Below are 24,067 nucleotides of genomic sequence, written 5' to 3'. Positions count from 1 at the left end.
TGAAACTCTCAATTCGTGGGAGTCTCAAATATGTTATTTCTATTTCACCAAAATTTGTACTTCCATCGGTTGGAGAGTCACTTTCATCACTCGTATTGGCCCATGATTCATTTTGCCATTAGCTTCAGTGATGTTAACATCTTGCTTTTCTTCCACTGTTTCCGGCTCAGTGCTTTTATCACTTTTATTGCTAAATAAAATCTTGAAAGTAGGGTTTTGCGAATTGATATGGTAATCAACAATCACATAGATAGACTGAGGAGTTCCTGTTGTATTTGTATTTGCTACCACAACCACTTCTTGGTCATTCAAGATGCGTGAGAACGCCAGCACACCAGAGTTGTAGGGCGAAATGCCATAATTAATGCGATCGCCTGATATAGGACGAAAATACTGCCGTCCATAACGCAGTGCCGGATGGCTTTTGCGGTATGCAGATAGTTGTACAATTGCTTGATAGAAGGGGTGGTCACGATTAAAGCCACCTTCTGGCTTACCCCATAAAGCTTGACGGACTACGAGATCACCAAAATCGGTATCTCCTGGAACAGCACCATTGAGTCCCTGTTCTGTGCCGTAGTATATGCAGGGTATCCCTTGTAAAGCAAACAAACAAGTAATAGCTAAAGTTACTTGGTCATCAAACTCCTGAGGATCTTCAGGGTTACTGTAGTAAAAGCGACTCTTCAAATCATGATTATCGAGGAATGTCACCAAAAATTTGCTTGCTTCCCCCTGAGAACTAATAATATTCCGAAGACTTTCCTTACGCCTTTCATACACATCAGCTAGTGCTTTTGGTGCATTTAATCCTTTCAACACACTGGGGAGTTTGAAGAACAAAGGAAAATCAAGCGCCGCATCAATACCCAATAAATCACCTGGTTCCGTTGCATTGCGACCAATAAAGCGGCTAATTTTCTCCTCTGTATTGTTTTCGTTAGCCCATATCTCACCAAAGGTGAAGAAATTTTTCTTACCAATACTTAAAGCAAATTCGCGCATTGCATTACCAAAAACTCTGGCGAACTCTGGTTCAATAAACCTCAAGGTATCGATGCGAAATCCGTCGATATCGAACTTGGCAATTAAATATTGATGAATACGGATTAAGATATTACGTACTTCTGGAATATCAGTAACCAACTCTCGCAAGTCGCTAAAATCGCCGCCTTGTTCAGTATCATCTCTGGTTCCTCTTCTACGAAAAGACTCATTCTTGCAAAGTTCTTTAGGCCATACTGCTGCATCAGGATCAAGGTCAGGAACTTCATTAACAGTTGAATTCATCCATTGTGGTGTTCCCTCTTTGTCATGCCACTTAATATCATAGGGGGGTTGCGGTTGTTCTCTATATTGATCGGTTGATTCAACATTATTGTTATTAATAAAATAGCTGAAAACATTGCCGACATGGTTCAGTACAATATCAAAAATTACATAAATTCCGTGTGCATGAGCCTCATCAATTAGTGCTTGTAATTCCTCTTCTGGGTTATCTTTGTTGGTAACAAATCGTGGGTCAATTTGTAAAAAATCTTGAATCCCATAGCCGTGGTAGCTACGTTTATACTTGCAATTTTTCAAACCAGGAGTGAGCCATATTGCTCCCACTCCTAAGTCCTTTAAGTATTGTAATTGCTGACGGATACCTTCAAAAGTACCACCTTGAAAAACCAAACCTTCTTTACCTAAAACATTCCAAGCTTTTGTAGGCGCATCAGATGGGTTATTAAAGCGGTCTACCATAATAAAGTAAATCCATATATCACGCCAATCTGACGGTGATGGAAAAGGAGAAAGAATTTCTTTAACTTCATCGCCAATTTGGACACTTTTCGTTGCATTGTTCAGAGCTTTATTTTTAGCCTGATTGTAAGCATTATCAACTTCTTTTGAGTAAATTAATCTAAGCATTCTCTCTCCTGAGATATCCAAGATACTATTTCTGTATCTAAATAGATACCTGTATTGTAAGCTTATGCAGTGGCTAATCAGATACATCCAGCAGAGCAAGAACTTTTGCTGGCGAGCACTTATAGTGGTGTGTAGCTTATTACTCTGAAGTAGTGACTTGCTTTAATTAAGGATTGTGCCAAAAACAGAATTGTTTAATATTTTTCTCTATCTCCATAACCATGTATCTATTTGGGGCGTTGCATAATAAAGGGATGAATTAAGGTGTTCTACTGTGCATTGTCCATACTGTGAGTCTACTGAGATTAGAAAAAATGGTAAAAGAATCGGAGGGGATGTATCTACTTTTTGGACTTGGCGATGATAGGTACTATGACCCACTTCTATTCCAGTCATTACCTTTAAGTCTTTTTCTGCATCTTGGAATGATTCGTTGGCTGCCAGTAATAAACAGCACTTTTCTAGTAGTGGGCTAAATCGCCTATATGGCTCAATCCCCAGACGCAAAGCTTGTTGTCTACTGATGACAATTTTACCAACACAACTTCTTATGGTTCGGCTGCGTCCTCTGCTTGTTCCAGTCTTTTCTCCGACAAAAAAAAGGCGATTTTTGGACTGACGTGTTCCAGAACTTGATCGCGAACGGCTGTTTCTATGCCTTCAAAGGTTTCTATTTTTTCAGAAGGCGTGTTTTTATACAGAATCTTCGCGATCGCTTTTACGTGGGTATCTAATCTCTCAACAGCACTGCGGCGGCAAAATGTTTCAGCTATCTACAATCCACGTTCCATCTGACTGAGAGTGCATAAGTTGAGTTGACTTACACCTACTTAAGAATATAGCGAAACGGACTTATGTCCTAAGCGCTTTAAAACCCGAATTAGTTGAGGTGATTTATGTAGAGATGCACTATAGCAATTCCCACACCATCAAAATTTTGTCAATGCGTAAGTTCTATTAGCCTTCGCTTGGCGAAGCCTGCTGCAATCTTCTAACTTCATTGTGCATCACGTGCCTTGAACTCTGAACTTCAGTTTTCAAAATGTTATTACCACTGAAAAATGGAGTTAGTACCATATGAATCATAATGATTTACCATCTGAACTGTTACCAACTCAGCAAACTTTAAACTTTGAATATGGTATTTTAGAAGCTGAAACGCGAATAGTTGTTCAACAGCGCAAGAAACAGCTATTCTTTCTGCTGAAACAACGTTGGTTCATTATTTTAGGAGTTGCTTCAGTATTTTTGAATGGAGTAGGGGTAGTTTATCTGATCGGTCAACCCAAGACTACTCCTGCAACTCCAATTCCACTCCATAGTTCGCAGGTACCCATAACAATTACTGCCTTGGGAAGACTTGAACCCCAAGGGGAAATTATTCACATTTCTGCCCCGTCTAGCTTGGATGGCAGTAACCGAGTGGCTCAGTTGATGGTGGAAGAAGGAAGTCAGGTAAAAGCTGGACAGGTGATTGCGGTATTGGATTCTCACGATCGCCTGCAAGCAACTTTGAGGGAAGCCCAAAAACAAGTAAGCATCGCCAAAGCACGTCTTACTCAGGTAAAAGCAGGTCAAAGTCAACAGACGATCGCCGCTCATCAAGCAAAGGTTGTCAATTTAGAAGTGGAACTAGGAGGTGAAAAGGCAATACAACAGGCGACCATTGCCCGTCTGGAAGCCGAATTGCAAAATGCTCAGGGAGAATACCACCGTTATCAGATGCTTTATCAAAACGGAGCAATTTCTGCCTCAGCTTTAGATACGCGATCACTAGCAGTTAAAACGGCTCAGGAGCATTTGAACGAGGCAAAAGCGAATTTGGCTCGCACCAGTAGGACATTGCAAACTCAAATTCGAGAAGCTCAAGCCACACTGGCTCAGACAATGGAAGTGCGCCCAACTGACGTAGCCAAAGCACAGGCAGAAGTGGATGGAGCAATAGCTACTCTTGAGCGGATTCAGACAGACTTAGATTTGGCATACATCGATGCTCCCAAGGAGGGCCGGATTTTAAAGATTCACACTCATCCAGGAGAAAGGATTGGCGAGGATGGAATTGTTGATTTGGGACAAACCAGCCAGATGTATGTAATCGCTGAGGTATACGAAACCGATATTAGCAAAGTGTGGCTAGGGCAAAGGGCAACCATTACAAGTAATGCTGTTACTGGAGAACTCAAGGGAAACGTTGATTGCATTGGGTTGCTGGTTCGTCAGCAAGATACCTTCGACACGAATCCAACCACTGACGCTGATGCCCGGATTGTAGAAGTCAAGATTCGGCTGGATACAACATCCAGTCAAAAGGTAAACGGTCTTACCAATCAAAGAGTCCGAGTCGCGCTCCCTCTTTAATAACTCTAAGAAATATCTAATGATCAAGCGCAAAATTCCCCTAGCATGGTTGCAACTGATACAAGAACGTAGCCGTCTTTTAGTGGCGATCGCCGGAATTGCCTTTGCCGATTTCCTGATGTTTATGCAATTAGGGTTTCAAGCAGCACTCTATGATAGCAACACCCGTATGCACCATAGTATTAAGGCCAACTTAATTCTTATGAGTCCCCAAGCTCAAAACATTTTGAACATGTCAACTTTCCCGCGCCGTTATCTCTATCAAGCTATGAGTTTTAAGGAGGTAGAATCGACAGAAGCACTATATACCGGCCGATTGAACTGGAAAAATCCCGATAATCGTCGCGAGGCACAAGTTCTATTTTTGGGGTTTAATCCTGTCCAGTCAGTTTTAAATCTACCTGGAGTAGAGGAAAATCTTCAAAAAATTAAGCTTCCAGACATTGCGCTTTTTGATCGCGCTTCTAAGGGAGAGTACAGAGCAACGCTAGTAGCACTGAAACAGGGTAAGCCCGTTGTCACTGAAGTGCAAAAACATCAAGTGACAGTAGAAGGCTTATTCACCTTAGGAGCTTCCTTCGGTGTAGACGCTAACGTTATTGTCAGTGACACCACATTTTTACGGCTATTTCCAAATCGGAGTATCTCCGAAGTCAGTGTTGGCTTGGTCAACCTCAAGAGTGGGGTCGATCCTCAACAGATGGCAACAAAGTTGCAAGCTATCTTGCCGAATAACGTGAAGGTTTTGACACTGGCAGAATTTGTCAATTTTGAAAATAGTTACTGGGCGAAAACCACGCCAATCGGGTTCATCTTCAGTTTAGGTACGGCGATAGGTTTTCTTGTCGGTTTAGTGATTGTCTATCAAATTCTCTATACCGACGTTTCTGATCACTTAGCTGAGTATGCCACGTTAAAAGCGATCGGATTTAGCGATAATTACTTCTTGATTCTAGTTATGCAAGAAGCCCTGATCCTTACTGTTATGGGTTTTTCCCCAGGATTAGCGATTTCTTTAGGAGTTTACAAACTGGCTCAGAATGCCACTCTACTACCGATTGTGATGACAGTCAATCGAATAGGACTCATCTTCATTTTAACTGGAGGAATGTGTACAATCGCAGGTTTGATCGCTCTTTGCAAGCTCCACACTGCCGATCCTGCTGAAATTTTTTAGCGTTAACTTTCTCACTTTATGTGCCAATCTCCACTCGTCTGTGCGCGAAATCTCAATCACTACTTTGGTCAAGGGCAACTGCAAAAGCAAGTATTGTTTGACATTAACCTAGACATTTATCCAGGCGAAATTGTAATTATGACAGGACCTTCTGGTTCTGGAAAAACAACCTTACTAACGCTGATCAGTGGATTGCGCTCTTGCCAACACGGCAGCTTAAAAGTTCTAGGTCAGGATCTGTGTGGTATTAGTAAAAAACAGTTGATTTTACTCCGACGCAACATCGGCTATATTTTCCAAGCTCACAATCTGCTCAAATGCTTAACGGCATTGCAAAATGTGCAAATTACACTGGAGTTACACAAGCACATTTCTCCAAAAGCCAGACGAATCAATGCAGTTCATATATTGGAGGCCGTTGGGTTAGGGCACCAGATTAACTACTATCCAGAAAATTTATCAGGTGGACAAAAACAACGGGTAGCGATCGCTCGTGCCTTAGTCAGTCGTCCCCAAATTATTTTAGCGGATGAACCCACCGCAGCACTTGACAGTAAATCGGGTCGAGATATTGTAAACCTCATGCAAAAACTGGCTAAGGAGCGGCTTTGCACTATTCTAATGGTGACACACGACAATCGGATTTTAGATATCGCTGATCGAATTATTCACATGGAAGATGGATATCTATCCTCGCATTATCAAGTTAAATGAGTTGTGTTGCAAAAATTGATCTTAAGAGGAATTGAAGTGATGAATGAAGCAAACAAAGGGGTTGCACTCGTAACAGGGGCATCTCGCGGTATTGGGCGAGTCATTGCTATACAATTGGCAAAAGATGGATATAACCTAGCCTTTTGCTACAAGCACGCTAGTACAGCAGCAGAAGAAGTAAAAAGCAAAATTGAGCAATTGGGTTCTCGTGTGTTTTTACAAACGTGCGATGTTGGAAATTTTGACTCTGTTCAGTCCTTTATTAAAGATGCTGAAGCGTCGCTTGGTCCAATCACACTAGTTGTAAATAATGCTGGCGTGATCAATGATAATCCTTTGTTAAAAATGGATTTAGAGTCTTGGTCCAGTGTTATCAACAGCAATTTAGACAGTGTTTTCAATGTATGTCGATGTACTATATTTGGATTTCTCAAAAGAAAGAAAGGATGCATTATAAATATTTCCTCAGTAGCCGGAGTTTATGGAAATGCCTTTCAGGTTAATTACTCTGCTTCTAAAGCAGGTATTATAGGCTTTTCTAAAGCACTTGCTAAGGAAGTTGGTCAATATGGAATTAGGGTCAATGTTGTAGCTCCTGGCTTTATTGCTACTGATATGACTGAAGGACTTAATTCAAAAATTATGGAGCAGGCTATCTCCAATATTCCTCTTCGGCGCATAGGTGAGGTGCAAGAAGTGGCTGACCTTGTTTCTTTCCTTGCCTCAAATAAAGCTAGTTACATTACAGGTCAAACAATTCAAGTAGATGGTGGAATCATTCTGTAGGAAGAAAGGAAAATGAGTTTAAATAATTACGAAAATCCCGAACTAACTGAACTCAGAAAAATTGTCGCATTTGCCCTTGATATAGATGAAGAACTAGTGACCAATGAAGCAGATTTTGTCGAAGACCTCGATTTAGATTCACTCATGGCACTTGAGGTGATGGTAACTCTTGAAAAGAAGTACCAGATTAAACTTGAAGAACAGGAAATTAAACAAATTAACTGTTTAAGTAACATCTACGAACTTGTAAAGACTAAGCAGGGACAAAATGCTAAAGCCAGTTAAAGACTACGCAGCACCATTGGTTGCCCTTGATGAAGTGATTCGCATAGATGAAACTGGAATTACGACCAGGAAACAAGTAAAAGCTATCGAGCCTTTTTTTGTCGGTCATTATCCTAATAACCCAATTTATCCAGGGGTTTTTATTATCGAGGCAATTCAACAGGCTGTTAAATACTACGCAGCATTTTATGGTAGACAAATCAAACTACTTGAAGTGCGCTCAACACGTTTTATTGCTCCAGTACAGCCAGGTGATACATTAGAAAGCAATTGCCAGTGTACATTTCAGTCCAACTATCAAGTTCTTGAAGTTAAAGCAGTTTGCTGTAATCAAAACAATCAAGTTGCTATGGCCATGTTAAACTTTTGTATAGTGCAAGATGATGATTAGCCAAGACAAAATCAAGAGTATCATCCCTCATCGTTTTCCAATGTTGTTAGTTGATAAGGTTCAAGAATTAGAATCTAATGCTAACTTTGTAGCGATAAAAACTGTAACTTGCAATGAGCCTTGTTTCGCTGAGCTTGGCGACACAGCAAAAATACAAGATTATGCTTATCCTTGTTCATTGATCATAGAGTCTTTCTGCCAAGCGGCAGGAATTATGTACAACCAGATTCGTCAACACAAAGGAAATATTGGTCAGGAATTAATGTTGTTTGGCTCAATTAGCAAATTCCTTTTCTACGATGAAGTTTTTCCAGGTGATACGATGGAACATCGCGTACGCTTGGAACGCGGATTGGCTGATGCAGCTGTTTTTAGCGGTGAAGTTTGGGTCAATCATAGGCAAATTGCAGAAGTTGAGCGAGTAGTAGTTGCGCTGCGCTCAGTTGAAGTAATGAATTAAAACTACGAAGAATGGAGAGTCAGAGTTTATGAAACTAGAACGATGGTTAACTCAAGAGTTTTTTCAAGCTATTTGCAAGTCTCCAGATGCCCGGGTGTGGTATCAAAATTTCCTCTTTGTTCTAGAAGCAGATGGCGAAATTCCAGGGATTAATAATGTGACTGGTAAGTTAGATGATGATTGGCTTGAATCAAGACTCAACAAGCATATGGCTGATGAACATCGACATTCAGAAATGTGGAAGAAACTACTAATTTCACAAGGAAAATTTCATCCGGAAGAAGTTCCTTCATGGACAAATACGGTCAAAGCTTTTTGTTCAGCAGGTTGGACAAGTGTTACAGAAAAATTTTCACGGGGTGAGAGTGTTCATCAAGTAGAATTGATTCCTCTTTTTGCTGGAGTACATGCTTTGGAAACATTTGCAATACAACGTTTTACCCTGATGGCCAACCTACTTAAGCCGGTTGATCCAGCAGCTTCGGAACTCTTAAAGATTATTATCAATGATGAGCAATCCCACGCTGCTTATACTAAGCAGGCAGTTGAGCGTTTGGGTAAGAAAATGGATTGCTCAGAATACGCTGCCAAGTGCCTTGACAAAGGATTACAGAGTTATCGATGGTACTGTCTGTCGTTAATGCCTCGCCTAGTTGGCATTCTTCAAAAGAAAGAAGCAAAATTCTCCAAGCCTTTCTTAATATTTACGAACATCATAAGTTGGTACAGCAAATTTCATAAATTCCTGTCGCCTCCTCCTCCACTACCAACTTCGGTGTCATCAATAATTCAGGCGTGAATCAAACTAATACCGAGTTGCAATTAAGCTGACAGCTTTTACTAATATCTATGTCTGAGAGAATTGTAATTACAGGACTCGGTCTTGTGTCATCGATTGGAGTAGACCCAAAGACGTACTGGAAAACCCTACTTGAAGCTACAAGCAGTTTACCGGAGGAATATCCGTATACTCGCTTTGAATATATGCGAAACCGTCGTTGCTATTATGTACGTGAACAGAAACCACCGAGCTTTTCAGTAGTTGGTGATTCCTTGGGAAAAGCAAGTGATTTTGCCATTCGAGCATCTCAAATGGCTTTGCAAGACGCTGGACTACTCAATAGTACTGAATCATCAAGTATTGGCATTTCTATTGGAACTGCAATGGGTGATGCAGATTTGATAGAAAATAGCCGTGAAAAAAGTCTTCAAGTTAGTGGTATAGAAGCCTTTAATTTCAAAGTTGCGTCTTCTTTGGGTTGCCAGTTTGTTCTGAGTGGTCCTAATCTAAGCGTTAGTACAGCATGTTCCTCTGGGACTTACAGCGTTAGTTTAGCTATAGAAGCAATCCGGAGTGGTTGGGCTGATGTAATGCTTGTAGGCGGTGCTGAGGCATTTTCACGGGTTGTACAAGCTTGTTTTAATCGGCTAGAGGCACTCGATTTTGAAGTTTGTCGTCCTTTTGATGCCCAACGAGGTGGTACGGTAACCGGAGAGGGAGCAGCAATTTTAGTTCTAGAATCTGAATCTCATGCCCGTCGTCGTGGTTGGTTTGATTATTATGCACAAGTAAAAGGTTGCGGTTGGAGTTGTGATGGATATCATCCCACAGCTCCAGACCCAACGGGGCAACATCCAAAAGCAGCTTTACAGCGAGCACTCGCTGAAGCTGAATTAAGTGTAAATGAGATTGACTGTGTTATTCCTCACGGTACAGGAACAGTACTCAACGATTTGATGGAGAGCAATATGCTTGCCGAGATGTTAGGCGATCGCATTGATCAAGTGTTGGTTTGTGCTCTCAAGTCAAAAATTGGTCATACTGGAGGGGCAGCTGGAGCCTTCTCTTGCCTCACAGCAGCCATGATTTTAAAACATGGTATTGTACCTCCTACAGCTAACATCACCACCGTTGATTCAAAATGCAGTTTAAAATTGCACCGTAACGCTCCAATTCAGGCTTTGATCCGTAATGTTTTAATTAATGCCTATGCTTTTGGAGGTAATAATATTTCGCTGATTATGGGGGCAGTTTCATGACAAGTATTTGTCCGATAGTTATATCTGGAATTGGCCCTATTTGTTCGCAAGCAACTACAGTTACAGAACTTTCTACTGTAGATTGCAAGGTTCAAGAACTCAGCAATATGAAAGGAGTTAATTGGTTTGAACCTAAACGTTTTTTTGGTTCGAGAGGTTTCAAGTATTTTCCTTTGGCTACACAGTACATCTTGGCAGCAGCTAAACTAGCTCTGGAAGATGCAAATATTCAAGACAACTCCTGCACTCCAGAAGAAAAAGGAGTGGTGCTGGGCACTAACTTTGCTATTGACTCCATTTGCTCCCAAATGGATCGTGTAGTAATGACTGAGGGAGCAACAGCTCTTAGCCCTATGGAAGCTCCCAATTTTTCCGTTAACCTTCCGGCTAGCTACGTTTCAATAAAGTACGGCTTTAGAGCTTTCAATATTTCTTTAACTAGTAGCGTAGTCGCTGGTTTGGAATCAATAATTTTCGGCGCTCATTCAATTCGTCAAGGGCGAGCAAAAATAGCGTTAGTGGGGGCTACTGAAGACAGTCCACCATCACAAATATCTGAGGTTCTGGGCGTACCTGTCAAAGAAGGAGGAGCTTGTGCTTTAATTCTCGAAACATTGCCTCAGGTCCTAAGTCGACAGGCTAGAATTTACTGCCAGGTGGGTAAAGGTAGTTTGCGATTTTTCAACCCCAAACAGCTTCAAGAAGTAACAATTCAGGAACGGTTGAGGAAAACCATCCGTCAAGAACTTGAGCGGTTAATCCCAGTAGATCGGACTTCCATTCATTACTGTCCGCTGATCTGTTCATTTGCTTTCAACCAAACGGTTGATAGTATTATTCGGGAAACTTTGGCAGCTAGAAATATCCAGGTTTTTTCTCACAATTACATCGGAGCAACTGGAGCTTTAATTACTGTTTCTCCATTACTGCAAATGGCAGCCCTGGCAATTGAACATGGGGAGGGTTTAATTCTTGCAACTAGCCCTCACGGACATATCGCTATGCTCACCCTTGAAAAGGTGATGTAACAAGTTAACTGAAAGGAGTCGTTAGTTGTTAGTTATCAAAAAGTACTACTACCTAACTCCTAGCCCCCAACTACTAATAATTAACCACTAATAGTCTATGAAGTTCAAACCTTGGTGTTTAGTTTTAGGTGCTTCTAGTGGAATAGGTAAAGCCTGTACCCTCTCTTTAAGTGCCAGAGGAATGAATATTATTGGGGTTCATTTAGATACAGCAGAAAGACAGCCAGAAATAGATGAGCTGATTGCTCAACTTAAGCATAACCAAGTAGATGTCCGTTTTTTCAACGCCAATGCTGCTAGTGATTCTGCTCGAAGTGAAATTATTTCCGAAATCGTTAATGACCTCAAAGAAGTTAATGGTATCAGAGTTTTAGTACACTCTTTGGCTTTCGGTACTCTGCTTCCCTTTATTCGCCAAAAGCCAAATGAAGATATTATTTCTCGACGACATATAGAAATGACGCTTTCTGTTATGTCACATAGCTTAGTTTATTGGGTGCAAGATTTGTTTGATGGGGGTTTACTTCAACCTGGTGCTAAAATCTTCGCTCTCACAAGTGCAGGAAGCACTAAAGTGACAAGAAATTATGGCGCAGTTTCTGCTGCTAAGTGTGCTTTGGAGTCCCACGTTCGGCAACTGGCGCTAGAACTAGCACCATACCAAATTGCAGTGAATGCCATTCGAGCTGGTGTAACTGTTACTCCATCTCTGCAACGTATTCCTGAACACGAGGAAATAATTGAGCGTGCAAAACGTTATAACCCCCATCAAAGGTTGACTTTACCAGAAGATATCGGAGATGCTATTGCTCTACTTATAAGCAGCAATTCTTCTTGGCTGACTGGAAATGTCATTGGTGTAGACGGAGGCGAATTCTACACTGTCTAACTATCCATAGCAATTCTGGACAAATTAGGAACGAGCGCGTTGAGGCAAGTTTTAGATTCAAGAGTGAAAACTAAAAAGATATTCTTGACTTTAGACAACCCTCACGAGGATTTCACAACTAAAATAGGACTGCTATAGGTTGATTTTTGACTTCAATTGAACAAAAGGAGATAGGTTTTATGACTTCTGTAACCATTATCGAAGAACGCAAGAACACAATTAAAAACATTGTTGCCGATATTCTGGAGATTGAATTAGAGGAAATGACTGAAACTAGTCGCTTTCAAGAAGACCATAACGCTGATTCTCTACGTGCCATTGAAATTCTGGCAAGTTTGGAAAAGGAGTTTCAAATTGAAATTCCCCAATCAGAATTAGTAAAGATGAACAACTTATCTGGAGTTTACGAAGTAGTTAAACAAAATGCTGGTTGGGATAAGTAAAATGAGCCATAAGCGTGTTGTCATTACAGGACTCGGTGCTGTCACAAGTATTGGAATTGGTGCTGAGGCTTTCGCTAGATCCCTCAGAAAGGGTGCCAGCGGTGTCTCTGAAATCACAGTCTTTGATACTAGTGGTTTTACCTCTAAAAACGGGTGCGAGATCCGCGATTTTGACCCTCAGGCATGGGTTCATCGGCTCAATCCTGAAACAATTGGCCGTAGCAGTCAGTTTTCCATTGCTGCTGCACGCATGGCGATCGCCGACTCAAGAATCGACCCAAAACTACTTTCTCAAAATCGTTGTGGAGTTAGTATCGGGACTACAGACGGAGAGTCACAACTTATTGACTGGCTGACAGAAAAGTGGGTGAAACAAGGGCCAGCTCAATTAGATTCAGATTCAGATAAGTTCCGCCAGGTTCCAGCTGACCGACTTTCTCTGAACGTTGCTCAAGAGTTTGACTTGCATGGTGAAGCAGTAACAATTTCTACTGCATGTGCCGCAGGTAACTACGCAATCGGTCATGCGTATGACCTGATTGCCGCAGGCGATGCCGATTTCATGCTGTGTGGTGGTGCAGACTCGATGTGCCGTAAGACTTTTGCTGGTTTTTACCGTCTAGGTACTATTGCCCCATCTGTTTGCCAACCGTTTGATCGAAATCGACAGGGACTTCTGACCGGCGAAGGAGCCGGAATCCTTTTTCTGGAAAGCTTAGAGAGTGCGATCGCTCGTGGCGCACATATCTATGCAGAAATTCTCGGTTATGGGGTGAATTGTGATGCCAATCACATGGTAGCGCCAGATAAAAACAGCATTGCTAAGTGTATACGTTTAGCCCATAAAAACGCAGGTATTGACCCGAACGATGTAGACTACATATCTGCTCACGGTACTGGAACTCAAGCAAATGACTTAACCGAAGCAGGTGCGATTCTAGAAGTTTTTGGCGACAAAACTCCTCCCACCAGCTCTATCAAGTCAATGATTGGTCATACAATGGGAGCAGCCAGCGCCCTATCTAGTATCGCCTGCGCGATCGCTTTGCAGCAAAGCTTTATTCCACCAACTATCAACTGTCAATCCGTCGATCCCGAATGTGGTCTTGATTGTGTTCCCAACAAAGCTCGTTCTGCAGATTTGCATATTGTTCAAAATAACGCCTTTGCTTTTGGTGGAAACAACTCGGTTGTAATCTTTAGCAAGTGTAACGTGTAAGGAACGAAGAATATGTTAGCAATCACTGGATGGGGTGTTATTTCTCCCATTGGCATTGGCATAGATGCGTTTACTGAAGGTTGCACAAAAAAGAGTTCTGGACTCAAACCTATTACTGGGTATACTACAGATCCTCTTCCCTTCGATGAAGCATGTATTATTCCAGAGTTTGAAACAACTAAATTCCTTGGTTCCAAGGGAACCCGCTCGATGGACCGTACTACGGGTATGGCAGTGGCTGCAGTTGGCATGGCTCTAAAGTATAGTGGCATCACTGTGGAACCCAAGCAGGACAGAATAGGAGTTGTTTTAGGGACTAGTACTGGAAGTATTAGAAGTATTAGCGAGTTTACTCGTGAGACGTTAGTGCAGGAAAGACCATATCTAGTTAATCCTGCTCTGTTTCCTAACACAGTTATGAACTGTGCTGCGGGTCAATGTGCAATTTGGCATAAGCTCAAGGGTGTCAATGCCACTATCTCAGGCGGCAAGTTATCAGGACTTTTGGCCTTACGCTATGCTGCACTGACAATCCGTAGTGGATATGCAGATACACTCTTAACTGGCGCTGTCGAGGAATTTTGCGAACAGACTGCTTGGGCTTATTACCATACTAGTTCCTCACGCCAAAAACTTCCTCTGGGAGAAGGCTGTGCCATTTTTGTACTGGAAAAGCCAGAAATTGCCCAAGCAAACAATCGCAAAATTCTCGCAGAAGTACTTGGCTGTGAGTTTGGTGTTTATTCAAAAATAAATATCAATAACGCTAAACAGCAGGCTGTTGGGTTAGCATCCTGTATTCAGAAATTGCTGGTTTCTGCCAATATTACACCATCTCAGATTGAGGTGATTGCTAAGTGTCATTGCGAGATTCCAGTTTTGCATCGCTTACAAGATGAAGGATTGAGCATGGCATTGATGGGAATGGACTGTGCCTATCATTTCTCTATCAGCGATTTGATCGGCGATTGTTTCAGTGCTTCAGCAGCTTTTCAACTTGCAGCCTTGCTCGCCTTTTTCGAGAGTCTGCCGACCGCAGGTAATCGATATGGACTAATCACCTCTGTCGGATGGGATGGAACTGTCGGTTGTATGCTAATTAGGGCAGGAGGAAACTGAAAATGTCATGGGCAATCACAGGAACCGGCACGTTCACTAGTTTAGGAATGAATAAGGATGCCTGCTTCACAGCATTTTGCAATGGAGCAACAGGTAATCATCCTCTACAATCCTTTAACCCAAATCAATTCAATCTTCAGCGTGCATACGAAATCCTCGACCGAGAACCGTCACAGGACGTAAAGGCACGAGCTACCAAATGGCTGTGTGCAGCAATTAACGAAGCAATCCAGGCAGCCAAGCTCGTTCCAGAGCAAGCTGGCAAGCTGGCAATTTTGGTTGGTACGGGTTTACGCGAATTACGCTCACTTGAACTGTGGTGGTCTAACGGGCAGCCTTTGCATGTCAAGGAGCTTCACTTTGGTGAAGCTATCCAGAAACTTACAGGATTTCAATGTCCAGTGATGACATTTTCTAATGCTTGTGCTGCTTCCAACTTTGCCTTGGGACTTGCTGAGGATATGCTCTCCCTCGGCGAAATGGATACAGTGATCGTAGCTGGCTGTGATTCCATTACCGAAAGCATGTTTGGACTTCTAGATCGGGTGAACCCGCTTCATCCAGAGTATGTTCAACCATTTGATCGCCACCGCCGTGGAGTTCTGCTGGGTGAAGGAGCTGCTGCCCTTGTTCTAGAACCTGCCCAACGGGCTGCCAATCGAGGTGTAATACCCTCCGCTTGGTTAAGGGGTGTCGGAATGAGCTGCGACGCTTATCATGAGACAGCCCCTGACCAAAAGGGAATTGTGCGGGCTATGGTCGATGCTCATTGCCGAGCAAATGTTTCTCCCGCAGATATCGACTTGCTGATGGTGCATGGAACCGGAACTATTCTCAATGACCAGACTGAAGCTCTGGCAATTAAGGAACTGTTTGGCGATCAAGTCACTGACGTGTTCATCACCGGTTTAAAATCGCAAATTGGTCATACATCAGGTGCATCAGGATTGATTGGCGTGGTTACAGCTATTGAATGCCTTAATCAAGGTCGAATACCGCCAACTCTCGGTTTTACAGCACCAATGGCAGAGGCAAAGTCGCTCAGGATTGTCGTTGAAGAAACAAGAATTGAGTCACTGCAAATAGCCCAAGTCAATGCTTTTGGTTTTGGCGGTGTAAATGCAGTTGCTGTATTAGAGAGGGCAGTTAAGTGAGCAAGAATCTACCAGTTGCGATCGCAGGACTGGGAATAGAAATCCCTGGAATTTCGGGCATTAATGTTTTTTTAGATGCATTAGCATCTCCAATCGAACCAGTCGAATTTGTACCTGAAAATAAGCTGGAGCGCAAAGGTCTCCGTTATAAAGATTGCGCTACGAAACTAGCACTCTGTGCAGCTAAAGCTGCGCTTAATGATGCGGGACTACCAGTCTTGCCTTCCGAGCAACTGTCTCCCCATACATTTGGAGTAATTGTCAGTTCTAATCTTTGCAATCTGGACACAGTTTGTAGAGTTGTAGAAACAATTCGAGTCAGCCATGTCAAGGACATCAGTTCGATGGATTTGCCTAACGCCTCTAGCAATGTTGTGGCAACTAGCATAGCTATTCGCTTTGGTCTTCAGGCAATTAATCTGATGCTTTGCAATGGAGCCACATCAGGCATCGATGCTTTATATTTGGCTGCCAATGCCATTCGTGCTGGTCGTGCCCAGCGAATGCTGGTAGTTGGAGTAGAACCGACAAATCCAACTGTAGCTAAGCTTATGGGCGTATCTGCTTCTGCTTGGCTGGGAACTTCGTCAGGAATTCGTTTGGGTAATATTGCTGGAGCTGTTGTACTCGAATCAACCGATGCCGCATTAGAAAGAGGTGCTTCAATCTACGGTTATTTGGAAGGCTATAGTTATGAACTTGGTATTGACATCAAGAATTCGATTCTTGCAGCTGTCAACGGCGATTTGACTCCTCCAGATATTTGGCTAACCCCCAATCGTTTTTATGCTCCAACGGCGAAATCTGTAGAACACACCTTGGAACTTTGGCAAGACAAACCGCCAACCAGCGTTCTGGACTTGGGGGTAGCTTTAGGAGAAACCTACGGCGCTTTGGGGGTTCTTCAATGCATTACAGCTTGTCTTTGGTTGCGTACACATCAAGGCACAAAAGCTATTGCCACCAGTGGAGCAAGTTGGGGAGATGGCTCTGCCAGCCTTTTGATTAAAGCACCTGAGGTTATCGAAGATAGGACTCAAAGGCAAAATGAAATATCTGATTGGAGTATCCTCCAACATCAAGGTCATACTTACAGCCACATTGAGCGTGTCTTACCAAAGTATACAATTCATGTTTACGAACTAAAGCGCATATCTTCCAACTTTAAAGCATCTATAGCAATGCTACATGGCATGGAGGGAAAGTGGGATGCTTGGGAATATCTTTTCTCGCATATTGACCCTAAGTTTCAAATATTTAGCTTGGAATTACCTTGGGCTGGACAACAAAACCATCGTTGGGGTCTAAATACCTCTGTACATGAATGGGTCAAGCTAGGATTAGAAACAATTCCGACCGATATATCCATTATTATTGCCCACTCATTTGGTGCCAATGCTGTTTTGGAGTATTTGAATACTTACGGTGTAGGACAGTTAAAAGCTCTCGTCTTGATCTCACCCTTTTATAAGGAGCGGTATGAGTTATTCAATTGGTCACTCATGACGTATTATGTAAACCATTTTCAAAAGTTTCTTGAGAAGGGTTTAGAAGTACGTCAAACCAGCCATCTTTCGCCAGAAACTATTAACGCCATGTCACAAAAAGTGCGAGATCGAATTGGTCCCTATGGATGGTTGCAATTCTTTAATCTGTTATCTCGTACACCTCACTTAAACCTCCATTCGATTCATATCCCTTGCTTGGTAATCGGTGGTGAAAATGATTTCTGCTCCTTTCCCGCTGATTGCGAAGCCTTGGCCAAGTCCCTGCCTTGTGCCACTCTGAAAATCTTGCCAAATTGCGATCACTTTAGCATGTTGGAGCAACCCCAAACTGTTTTGTCACTAATTAATCGATTTTTGTTAACAATATTGAGAGGATGATATTCATGATGAATACATTAATGATGGACGCTTTTAAAAATGAACAGCTTACTGTCGTTAAAAAGCAGCCCCACTTTGAGGGTTCTAATATATGTACTTGGATTGGGTTTAAGCACGTAATGTATTTGGCAGAAGAGGCAGTAATTCAACATCTTCGGAACTGTAAACTAGTGCCACGTCAACTTTATGAGGAGCATGGTTTGTGCTTTGAAATTACTGAATCTAGTGCAAATATTCTTCATGCGCTCCATATGGACGACTTGGTGAGAATCGAAGTACAGCCCAAGATCAAACCCAAGGACGGGGAATTAACATTTTCCATCCAAATGTTTGTCCAGCGAGACAGTAAAGAAGTTAAGGCATACACTGGCAAGGTAAAAACTTTATTCCGGCAAGATCGCAGTGGAGTTACAGTATCGGTTCTACCAGATGAATTAGCTCCTTATGTAGTAGCCGAGATAAATCGGTCTGCTTCCAAACCCGTATCAGAATATGCTGCCACTTCAGACCGCAGTACTAGCAATGCTAAAGATGATCTAATCCGCCAAGTAGTGCCAGAGGATGCAAACTCCTTTGTTTGGAAATGGCACGTACCTTATTTCTACTGCCATTTCACCGAAAGATTACAGCACTCTGGCTATCTTCGGTTGATGGAAGAGGTGGTAGATTTGTTTTTAGCAGATCGTGGCATTTCCATCCGTACCATGCTGGACACACGCAGATGGATTCCAGTTGTGCCAAAGGCGCAGATTGAGATTTTGCGCGAAGCATTGATGGAAGAAACTATCTACACTGTCTACACGGTGGAGGATATTTTCAAAGATTTTACATACACCTCTAGGATAGACTGTTATGTAATACGTGATGGTGTCTTGATTCACACTGCTACTGGAAAAATCACACACGGATATGCTAAGATTCTCAACCGCCAAGACTGGGAACTTGTTAACTTTGATGAAGAGACATTGGTCGCTCTAAGGGGAAAAGGCGGCATCCGATGAAAACATCCTCTCCTCGCTTCTACTTCTGTTTTCGCAGTCCATATTCCTGGGTTGGAGCGCGTCTTTTGGAGGAATGCTTTGATTCCAAGCAGTACGGAATTGAGTATATTCCCTTTTGGGAACCTGACAAGCAAACACTCATTTTGCTAAAGGCTAAAGGAGGAGAGTTCCTATACACTCCCATGAGTCGTCACAGACATCTTTACATTCTGCAAGACATCAAGAGGCTGACAACTAAACTGGGCTACAAAATAACTTGGCCCGTTGATCGCAATCCTTGGTGGGATCTACCACACTTGGCTTATTTGGCTGCTCGACGCTACGGTAAAGGCTCATCTTTTTTCTGGGCTGTTTATCAAGCTCGCTGGGAGAAGGGTGAAAACATTTGCTCGATTGATACCATTAGCCGTATTGCACAAGAAGTTGGACTTGATCCAGAATTAATAGCTCAAGCACCTCACGACCCAACGATAAGGCAGGAAGGAGTTGAAGCTCTCTACAAAGCTTACCGAGATAGTGTCTTTGGTATTCCCTTTTTCATTAATGGTAATGAAAAGTTCTGGGGTAGTGATCGCTTTGAAGATTTTGCTTTCAATTTAGCTAATTCTGAGCAAAGAAAAATTCAGGAGTTCAGGAGCAAGAAAACAATCAACTCTTGAATTTATCGATCGCAAGCCCCCAACGCGCGTGATCGGGTATTATAAACTCCTAAAGCGGTCTTGACAGCCGTCCATGTACCCCTCATAAAAGCAAGATAGAGCATATGCAAAAACCCATTGCATACACCTGGGGATCTACTCCTGAAGAGAGGCAAATGGAGTTTCCTTGTGATTCGTACATGTCTAGCAGTGACGACGTGTATTTCCGGGCAGTAGATGTTAAAGCACCTGCCCATATCTTATTTCGCTGGTTATGCCAGTTGAAGGTTGCACCCTACAGTTATGATTGGATTGATAACTTTGGTCGTCAAAGTCCAATAATATTGACCCCTAGTATTGAAAACTTAGAGCATAACCAAAGAGTAATGACTATCTTCAAACTTGTTAAGTTTGAACAGAATCGACACTTAACAATGGTAATAGATTCTCCACAAGCAGTCCCTATCTTTGGTCAAATTGCATTAAGTTACGTCGTCTTTCCCATTACAGAGAACACTTGTCGGCTTGTTGTTAAGTTGCATCTGTGCTATCCCAAGCACAGCTTTTGGTCTTTTATGCGCTGGTTTCTTCCTTGGGCAGACTTATTTATGATGAGCAAGCAGCTTTTAACACTAAAGCATCTAGCTGAGCTTCAGAGTCTTACATAGTTCACTTTCTTGAGAAAATACTAATGACTGTATCCGAAAAAAGTAATCAGGCTACAAACTTTTCTGGATGGTTAAGGGATTTATTAATGGCAATTAGCGGTCTACCGATTTTAGCTGCTGTAGCCTATGGTGTTGTAATCGCTTATAAAACCTATCATCCAATCCGAAAAAAGACTACAAGGCAATCAGGTGGCTTCAAGCTTGCTGGAGTTCCGGTTAAGATTCCTGTTAATAGAAGTCACGTCACCTTAGATGCATGGTTTATCCATACGACAGTTTCAGCCCATACCGTCATCATTGGGCATGAGGTGGGATCTCACAAGGGTTCTAAGCTACGCTATGCCGACTTTATCTACAAAGCTGGATACAATGTTTTGGTTTTCGATCACCGTAATCATGGGGATAGCAGTACGGATAGAGCATTTTGGTCGATGAGTCGCCGCTTTTCAGATGATATAGAAGCAGCTATTTCCTTTGTGCGGAGCAAGCCCGAACTTGCTGAAGGTAATATCGCCCTTCTTTGCTTCTCATTTTCCACTTTTCCTGCACTCTACTCTATGATGCGTCCTCAATCTCAATCTTCTGTACGAGCTATCATTCTTGACAGTGGCCCGACTCTGAGCATTACACAGCTTTCCCATCGCTTCATAGATGCTTTCAAAGAATTTATGTTGCCAAGTATATTTAGTGGCCCAATCTTATACCCGCTTTTAAAGACTGTCTATGCTATGGCAATAAATATGATGCTGGCAGTTAAGTGGCCGCCTAAATTATCAGACCTTCCGATTAATATGCTATTTATCGCCAACGAAGAAGACAAGATCGTACCTCCTGATGAAATCAGGCAGTTCACGAAGCTTCATCCTAATTCGGAATTTTGGTTGGCATCACATACACCTCATCTGATGGCATTCTGGAGACATGGTGAAGCTTATCGTAATTTAATTATTAACTTTTTGAGTCGTTATCTTACTGAGGAATCAAGTCAAATCACTAAGATAAAGGGCTAAGGATAGAGAAGCTCATATTTTGTACCAAGTCGTTTAAAACATTGCTATGAATAGCTTTTAGCTATTTAATATCAAAACATACATTGATTTTACGTAGTTCCGGTTTTCAACAGTGTTGGAACATTTTCATAAATTTGGTGCTGGATTTGAGAATTTAAAGTACTAAAACAAGCGCCATAAAGAGTAAAGTTCCGACTTCAAAATTTATTTGGAACTTTTTAACGGGATATTGCACAAGATGTCAACTTCTCTAACATTGCCCCATAAAGCAATCATGAGTGTATATTTGCTGATTGAGACCCGCTCAACATACGAAAGCCAAGAAGTTGGTGATTTTTTAAACTTGGCTGCCCAATTAGGCGAGGACGGACATACAGTAGACCTATTTTTGATTCAGAATGGGGTACTGATGGCACAAGCCAACGCAGAGCCTCGCTTAAGCAGCCTGATTAGTAAAGGAATTGTTTCTATATACTCTGACGATTTTTCGCTGACAAACCGTTCTCTAAAACCTACCGACCTGATTAAGGGGATTGAGATTGTGGGAATGGCAAGGCTAGTGAAACTTCTGACTCGTCCTGATTGTAAGCCAATTTGGCATTAGGGAGCCAAAGTCATGTTGGAATCTAAGTCATCGATTTTTTTGGGAGTAATGGGTGCTCCTTATGAATCTGAATTATGTACTAGTTTGCTGCGTATAGTAGATGCAGCAATCACACAAGGAGACCAGGTGATTGTTTGGACTTGTGGTGGTGCTACAACGCTAACGCAGAAAACCCTTAGCAACGTCAAACCTTACAACCTTTTAGATGTAGCTGCGGATAAAAAAAAGACAGAGTATCCTTCAACAATGGCACTGATTCGGGAACTTTTGGAAGTAGCAGAAGGACGCGTGCAGTGGTTTGTTTGCCGCCATTGTATGGAGGAACGTGGTGCAATAGAGCAGATGGAGGAGGTCAAGGTAAAATCTCCATTTAAGTTTCTGCACTATCTAGAACAAGCGGATGTATCAATGATTTTGGGAATCAAATAAGGACTTGTTAAGACTTTGATGCTTAAAAGCTTCTTCTTTATACCAATTGGGAAAGGATGTATTGTTTCACTCCTACCGGGGAATGGATTGGAAACCCTCAGAGAAGTTCTGTTCGTCAGAGACGTTGGCAAAGCGCCATCGCCGGACGCCGGCGCTCAGACTTCTCTTCGCAGCACTGGTCTCACTGCTTGTATCAAGCCTTTTTCTGTGTATCTTAATTACGAATTACGAATTACGAATTAGTATGAGTTGTCTTGCAATCATTGAACGTGCTTACCGAGGAACAATAGAAGAACAATATGCTCATATTCTTTGGTTATCGTATGCACTGCATAAGATGAACGTAAACATGGGCGTACTTTTACGCGGAAACGCTATTTTGTATGGCTTGCAGGAACAATCCCAGCCTCAGTTAACTATTGGTCGTATCTTGGTTAAATCTCTTCCGCACTATGAGTCATCGCTCAAAGAATTGATAAAAGATGGCGTAAATGTGTATGTGTACAGTGATGATTGCAAACGCCTGCAAATTAATTCAGGACAACTGATTCCTGGGATTATCGAAGCTGATCTCCATAAAGTGACACAACTATGTGAAGAGTATGACTTCGTTTGGTATTGGTAAACCGGGAAATGTTATGGCACAAAACTTAAAGCTAGAAAATTTCAAAATTTTAGTACTTAACTATAAAAGTTTCTCAATCCAGTACACGATGGTGCCGTTTTCCCTATCCTGCACCTAAATGAGTATAAAATTGCTAATCCAACGCTTCTATAAAAATGGCTAAAACTATTAAATCAAGCAGTTTAATGTCTCTTTTTGATTGGTTTGCTGATCGACGGAAATACTATTCCATGAGCCAGAAGTACCAAGAACGTGAAATTGCTAATGAATTATGGAATAAGTGTGCGGCTTGTGCAGTTGTGACCTATGCCAAAGACCTACGAGCAAATCAGATGGTCTGTCTAGAGTGCGGACATCATATACGGGTGGATAGCAATGAGCGCATTCGTCAGTTGATAGATGCCAATACCTGGATGCCATTGGATGAAAATCTGCGTCCAGCCGATCCCCTACAATTTCACGATTTAAAAGCTTATAGCGATCGCATCACAGAAACCCAGAAAAAAACTGGTTTAGTAGATGCTGTCCAAACTGGTTTCGGTCAGCTTGAAGGCATACCGATTGCTCTAGGTGTCATGGACTTCCGATTTATGGGCGGTAGCATGGGGTCCGTGGTGGGAGAAAAACTCACTCTTCTGATCGAAAGAGCGACGCAAAGGCATTATCCCGTGGTTATCGTTTGTGCCTCTGGTGGTGCCAGGATGCAAGAAGGAATGCTCTCGCTAATGCAGATGGCAAAGATATCAGGTACCTTAGAGCATCATCACCAAGCCCAACTGCTTTATATCTCTGTTCTTACTAATCCCACCACCGGAGGCGTCACTGCTAGTTTTGCCATGTTGGGCGACATTATTCTGGCAGAACCAAAAGCAACTATTGGGTTTGCCGGTCGCCGAGTCATTGAGCAAACCCTTCGGCAAAAGCTACCCGATGATTTTCAAACCGCTGAAGATTTGCTGCGTCACGGTTTTCTGGATGCGATTATACCCCGTACCCAACTAAAGAAAACTCTAGCGCAGCTGATTTCTTTGCACCAGCCGTTTCAAACTGTATCTCATCTGCACACGTCTAAGACAATAGTGCATTGAGCCGAGATCCGGATACCGTTGGCGAATTCCCCAAACAGCTAAACTGAACCGATTAGTTCAGCAATGAAACGATTGAGAACCTTCTGAGCAGTTTTATACCCAGTAGCTTGCTTACCTAACTTCAGTTGGGACAAAATG

Annotated in this window: 25 protein-coding genes and 2 pseudogenes; 25 read left to right on the top strand and 2 right to left on the bottom strand. The window is 42.3% G+C overall.

Translation table 11 applies throughout. The annotated features are described in order from the left end of the window. Positions 1-39: 39 nt before the first annotated feature. Positions 40-1,917 carry an alpha-amylase family glycosyl hydrolase gene (locus tag LC586_RS29680; RefSeq protein ID WP_229488838.1) on the bottom strand — a complete coding sequence of 626 codons (1,878 nt, stop codon included), beginning with the start codon at positions 1,915-1,917 and terminating at the stop codon, positions 40-42. A gap of 327 nt (positions 1,918-2,244) precedes the next feature. Next, positions 2,245-2,690: pseudogene (locus tag LC586_RS29675) on the bottom strand (ISKra4 family transposase); the annotation flags it as partial. 304 nt (positions 2,691-2,994) lie between these two features. Between LC586_RS29675 and LC586_RS29670 the strand changes: the two are divergent. The 25 genes and pseudogenes from LC586_RS29670 (at position 2,995) to accD (ending at position 23,929) form a co-directional block, all read left to right on the top strand. After that, a complete protein-coding gene (locus LC586_RS29670) occupies positions 2,995-4,275 on the top strand; it encodes an ABC exporter membrane fusion protein (protein ID WP_229488836.1) in 1,281 nt (426 codons plus the stop codon). 19 nt (positions 4,276-4,294) lie between these two features. Beyond that, entirely contained in the window at positions 4,295-5,452 is a 1,158-nt protein-coding gene (gene devC / locus LC586_RS29665) for an ABC transporter permease DevC (protein WP_229488835.1), read from the top strand. 18 nt (positions 5,453-5,470) lie between these two features. Then, on the top strand, positions 5,471-6,166 hold the full coding sequence (locus LC586_RS29660) for a DevA family ABC transporter ATP-binding protein (protein WP_229488834.1): 696 nt from the start codon (positions 5,471-5,473) through the stop codon (positions 6,164-6,166). Between the two features lie 39 nt (positions 6,167-6,205). Next, positions 6,206-6,952, top strand: coding sequence for a 3-oxoacyl-[acyl-carrier-protein] reductase (gene fabG, locus LC586_RS29655; protein WP_229488833.1), 747 nt, complete (start codon positions 6,206-6,208; stop codon positions 6,950-6,952). 12 nt (positions 6,953-6,964) lie between these two features. After that, positions 6,965-7,237 carry an acyl carrier protein gene (locus LC586_RS29650; RefSeq protein WP_229488832.1) on the top strand — a complete coding sequence of 91 codons (273 nt, stop codon included), beginning with the start codon at positions 6,965-6,967 and terminating at the stop codon, positions 7,235-7,237. Continuing rightward, positions 7,221-7,628 (top strand): ApeI family dehydratase, encoded by a 408-nt coding sequence (locus LC586_RS29645; protein WP_229488831.1) that lies wholly within the window; start codon positions 7,221-7,223, stop codon positions 7,626-7,628. Before LC586_RS29650 ends, LC586_RS29645 begins: the two co-directional genes overlap by 17 nt. Continuing rightward, positions 7,618-8,088, top strand: coding sequence for a 3-hydroxyacyl-ACP dehydratase FabZ family protein (locus LC586_RS29640; RefSeq protein ID WP_229488829.1), 471 nt, complete (start codon positions 7,618-7,620; stop codon positions 8,086-8,088). The genes LC586_RS29645 and LC586_RS29640 overlap by 11 nt, the downstream gene beginning before the upstream one ends. A gap of 28 nt (positions 8,089-8,116) precedes the next feature. Continuing rightward, the gene (locus tag LC586_RS29635) at positions 8,117-8,887 is read left to right on the top strand and encodes a hypothetical protein (protein WP_229488827.1); all 771 of its coding nucleotides are present in this window, start codon (positions 8,117-8,119) and stop codon (positions 8,885-8,887) included. Between the two features lie 50 nt (positions 8,888-8,937). Continuing rightward, positions 8,938-10,128: a beta-ketoacyl-[acyl-carrier-protein] synthase family protein gene (locus LC586_RS29630; protein WP_229488825.1), complete on the top strand. Its 1,191-nt coding sequence runs from the start codon at positions 8,938-8,940 to the stop codon at positions 10,126-10,128. Continuing rightward, positions 10,125-11,156: a beta-ketoacyl synthase N-terminal-like domain-containing protein gene (locus LC586_RS29625; RefSeq protein WP_229488823.1), complete on the top strand. Its 1,032-nt coding sequence runs from the start codon at positions 10,125-10,127 to the stop codon at positions 11,154-11,156. The genes LC586_RS29630 and LC586_RS29625 overlap by 4 nt, the downstream gene beginning before the upstream one ends. A gap of 97 nt (positions 11,157-11,253) precedes the next feature. Beyond that, the gene (locus LC586_RS29620) at positions 11,254-12,045 is read left to right on the top strand and encodes an SDR family oxidoreductase (RefSeq protein WP_229488821.1); all 792 of its coding nucleotides are present in this window, start codon (positions 11,254-11,256) and stop codon (positions 12,043-12,045) included. Positions 12,046-12,224: 179 nt separating this feature from the next. Beyond that, on the top strand, positions 12,225-12,488 hold the full coding sequence (locus LC586_RS29615; protein WP_229488819.1) for an acyl carrier protein: 264 nt from the start codon (positions 12,225-12,227) through the stop codon (positions 12,486-12,488). 1 nt (position 12,489) lies between these two features. Continuing rightward, on the top strand, positions 12,490-13,707 hold the full coding sequence (locus LC586_RS29610; protein WP_229488817.1) for a beta-ketoacyl-[acyl-carrier-protein] synthase family protein: 1,218 nt from the start codon (positions 12,490-12,492) through the stop codon (positions 13,705-13,707). Positions 13,708-13,719: 12 nt separating this feature from the next. After that, a complete protein-coding gene (locus LC586_RS29605; protein WP_229488815.1) occupies positions 13,720-14,826 on the top strand; it encodes a beta-ketoacyl synthase N-terminal-like domain-containing protein in 1,107 nt (368 codons plus the stop codon). Between the two features lie 2 nt (positions 14,827-14,828). Next, a complete protein-coding gene (locus LC586_RS29600) occupies positions 14,829-15,980 on the top strand; it encodes a beta-ketoacyl-[acyl-carrier-protein] synthase family protein (protein ID WP_229488813.1) in 1,152 nt (383 codons plus the stop codon). Continuing rightward, positions 15,977-17,866, top strand: coding sequence for an alpha/beta fold hydrolase (locus LC586_RS29595; protein ID WP_229488811.1), 1,890 nt, complete (start codon positions 15,977-15,979; stop codon positions 17,864-17,866). The genes LC586_RS29600 and LC586_RS29595 overlap by 4 nt, the downstream gene beginning before the upstream one ends. A 5-nt stretch (positions 17,867-17,871) precedes the next feature. After that, complete coding sequence (locus LC586_RS29590; RefSeq protein ID WP_229488809.1) at positions 17,872-18,867, top strand: acyl-CoA thioesterase family protein; 996 nt, start codon at positions 17,872-17,874, stop codon at positions 18,865-18,867. After that, on the top strand, positions 18,864-19,526 hold the full coding sequence (locus tag LC586_RS29585) for a 2-hydroxychromene-2-carboxylate isomerase (protein ID WP_229488807.1): 663 nt from the start codon (positions 18,864-18,866) through the stop codon (positions 19,524-19,526). The genes LC586_RS29590 and LC586_RS29585 overlap by 4 nt, the downstream gene beginning before the upstream one ends. 104 nt (positions 19,527-19,630) lie before the next feature. Next, complete coding sequence (locus LC586_RS29580) at positions 19,631-20,173, top strand: hypothetical protein (protein WP_229488806.1); 543 nt, start codon at positions 19,631-19,633, stop codon at positions 20,171-20,173. A gap of 23 nt (positions 20,174-20,196) precedes the next feature. Further along, entirely contained in the window at positions 20,197-21,183 is a 987-nt protein-coding gene (locus tag LC586_RS29575) for an alpha/beta hydrolase (protein ID WP_229488804.1), read from the top strand. Between the two features lie 238 nt (positions 21,184-21,421). Further along, a complete protein-coding gene (locus tag LC586_RS29570) occupies positions 21,422-21,787 on the top strand; it encodes a DsrE family protein (protein ID WP_229488803.1) in 366 nt (121 codons plus the stop codon). A 12-nt stretch (positions 21,788-21,799) separates the two neighbouring features. After that, the gene (locus tag LC586_RS29565) at positions 21,800-22,216 is read left to right on the top strand and encodes a DsrE family protein (RefSeq protein ID WP_229488802.1); all 417 of its coding nucleotides are present in this window, start codon (positions 21,800-21,802) and stop codon (positions 22,214-22,216) included. 244 nt (positions 22,217-22,460) lie between these two features. Next, positions 22,461-22,841, top strand: coding sequence for a DsrE family protein (locus LC586_RS29560; protein WP_229488801.1), 381 nt, complete (start codon positions 22,461-22,463; stop codon positions 22,839-22,841). 66 nt (positions 22,842-22,907) lie between these two features. Beyond that, a pseudogene (locus LC586_RS42805) lies at positions 22,908-22,991 on the top strand (phosphoketolase family protein); the annotation flags it as partial. Between the two features lie 35 nt (positions 22,992-23,026). After that, positions 23,027-23,929, top strand: a complete 903-nt coding sequence (gene accD, locus LC586_RS29555) for an acetyl-CoA carboxylase, carboxyltransferase subunit beta (RefSeq protein WP_438822942.1) — start codon at positions 23,027-23,029, stop codon at positions 23,927-23,929. Positions 23,930-24,067 lie beyond the last annotated feature (138 nt).

This window comes from Nostoc favosum CHAB5714 (assembly GCF_020829495.1).
GTDB classification, from domain to species: Bacteria; Cyanobacteriota; Cyanobacteriia; order Cyanobacteriales; family Nostocaceae; genus Nostoc; species Nostoc favosum.
The sequence above is the reverse complement of the archived record's forward strand: the minus strand, read 5'-3'. Positions and strand labels throughout refer to the sequence as shown.

Excerpts from the sequence above, each read along its gene's own strand:
- LC586_RS29570 (WP_229488803.1), top strand. The coding sequence starts at position 21,422 with ATGTCAACTTCTCTAACATTGCCCCATAAAGCAATCATGAGTGTATAT.
- LC586_RS29680 (WP_229488838.1), bottom strand. The coding sequence starts at position 1,917 with ATGCTTAGATTAATTTACTCAAAAGAAGTTGATAATGCTTACAATCAG.
- LC586_RS29580 (WP_229488806.1), top strand. The coding sequence starts at position 19,631 with ATGCAAAAACCCATTGCATACACCTGGGGATCTACTCCTGAAGAGAGG.
- devC (WP_229488835.1), top strand. The coding sequence starts at position 4,295 with ATGATCAAGCGCAAAATTCCCCTAGCATGGTTGCAACTGATACAAGAA.
- LC586_RS29590 (WP_229488809.1), top strand. The coding sequence starts at position 17,872 with ATGATGAATACATTAATGATGGACGCTTTTAAAAATGAACAGCTTACT.
- LC586_RS29660 (WP_229488834.1), top strand. The coding sequence starts at position 5,471 with ATGTGCCAATCTCCACTCGTCTGTGCGCGAAATCTCAATCACTACTTT.
- LC586_RS29630 (WP_229488825.1), top strand. The coding sequence starts at position 8,938 with ATGTCTGAGAGAATTGTAATTACAGGACTCGGTCTTGTGTCATCGATT.
- LC586_RS29565 (WP_229488802.1), top strand. The coding sequence starts at position 21,800 with ATGTTGGAATCTAAGTCATCGATTTTTTTGGGAGTAATGGGTGCTCCT.
- accD (WP_438822942.1), top strand. The coding sequence starts at position 23,027 with ATGTCTCTTTTTGATTGGTTTGCTGATCGACGGAAATACTATTCCATG.
- LC586_RS29650 (WP_229488832.1), top strand. The coding sequence starts at position 6,965 with ATGAGTTTAAATAATTACGAAAATCCCGAACTAACTGAACTCAGAAAA.
- fabG (WP_229488833.1), top strand. The coding sequence starts at position 6,206 with ATGAATGAAGCAAACAAAGGGGTTGCACTCGTAACAGGGGCATCTCGC.
- LC586_RS29575 (WP_229488804.1), top strand. The coding sequence starts at position 20,197 with ATGACTGTATCCGAAAAAAGTAATCAGGCTACAAACTTTTCTGGATGG.
- LC586_RS29560 (WP_229488801.1), top strand. The coding sequence starts at position 22,461 with ATGAGTTGTCTTGCAATCATTGAACGTGCTTACCGAGGAACAATAGAA.
- LC586_RS29605 (WP_229488815.1), top strand. The coding sequence starts at position 13,720 with ATGTTAGCAATCACTGGATGGGGTGTTATTTCTCCCATTGGCATTGGC.
- LC586_RS29620 (WP_229488821.1), top strand. The coding sequence starts at position 11,254 with ATGAAGTTCAAACCTTGGTGTTTAGTTTTAGGTGCTTCTAGTGGAATA.
- LC586_RS29610 (WP_229488817.1), top strand. The coding sequence starts at position 12,490 with ATGAGCCATAAGCGTGTTGTCATTACAGGACTCGGTGCTGTCACAAGT.
- LC586_RS29670 (WP_229488836.1), top strand. The coding sequence starts at position 2,995 with ATGAATCATAATGATTTACCATCTGAACTGTTACCAACTCAGCAAACT.
- LC586_RS29645 (WP_229488831.1), top strand. The coding sequence starts at position 7,221 with ATGCTAAAGCCAGTTAAAGACTACGCAGCACCATTGGTTGCCCTTGAT.
- LC586_RS29625 (WP_229488823.1), top strand. The coding sequence starts at position 10,125 with ATGACAAGTATTTGTCCGATAGTTATATCTGGAATTGGCCCTATTTGT.
- LC586_RS29635 (WP_229488827.1), top strand. The coding sequence starts at position 8,117 with ATGAAACTAGAACGATGGTTAACTCAAGAGTTTTTTCAAGCTATTTGC.
- LC586_RS29585 (WP_229488807.1), top strand. The coding sequence starts at position 18,864 with ATGAAAACATCCTCTCCTCGCTTCTACTTCTGTTTTCGCAGTCCATAT.
- LC586_RS29600 (WP_229488813.1), top strand. The coding sequence starts at position 14,829 with ATGTCATGGGCAATCACAGGAACCGGCACGTTCACTAGTTTAGGAATG.
- LC586_RS29615 (WP_229488819.1), top strand. The coding sequence starts at position 12,225 with ATGACTTCTGTAACCATTATCGAAGAACGCAAGAACACAATTAAAAAC.
- LC586_RS29640 (WP_229488829.1), top strand. The coding sequence starts at position 7,618 with ATGATGATTAGCCAAGACAAAATCAAGAGTATCATCCCTCATCGTTTT.